Genomic DNA, 567 nt, shown 5'->3' with positions numbered 1-567 from the left:
GATCGGCGACGACGGCTTCTTCGTCAAGGCGCTGCACTCGATCGGTGCACCGCTGGAGCCCGGCCAGAAGGACGTGCCGTGGCCGTGCAACGACACCAAGTACATCACCCACTTCCCGGAGACCCGCGAGATCTGGAGCTTCGGCTCGGGCTACGGCGGTAACGCGCTGCTGGGCAAGAAGTGCTACTCGCTTCGCATCGCCTCGGCGATGGCCCACGACGAGGGCTGGCTCGCCGAGCACATGCTGATCGTCAAGCTGATCTCCCCGGAGAACAAGGCCTACTTCGTCGCCGCGGCGTTCCCGTCGGCCTGTGGCAAGACCAACCTCGCGATGCTGCAGCCCACCATCCCCGGCTGGCGTGCGGAGACCGTCGGCGACGACATCGCCTGGATGCGGGTCGGCAAGGACGGCCGCCTTTACGCCGTCAACCCGGAGTTCGGCTTCTTCGGCGTCGCGCCCGGCACCAACTGGGACTCCAACCCGAACGCGATGAAGACCATCGCCGCGGGCAACACCGTCTTCACCAACGTCGCCAAGACAGACGACAACGACGTGTGGTGGGAAGG

1 protein-coding gene is annotated in these 567 nt (G+C 66.1%); it reads left to right on the top strand.

Features of this window, described 5'->3' with window-relative positions; genetic code table 11:
- On the top strand, nt 1-567 hold a 567-nt coding region (locus RM572_RS28780), incomplete at both ends, for a phosphoenolpyruvate carboxykinase domain-containing protein (protein ID WP_311676307.1).

Origin of the sequence: Streptomyces hazeniae (genome assembly GCF_031845485.1) — a bacterium.
GTDB lineage: Bacteria > Actinomycetota > Actinomycetes > Streptomycetales > Streptomycetaceae > Streptomyces > Streptomyces hazeniae.
This window is presented reverse-complemented; position numbering and strand designations above follow the sequence as displayed.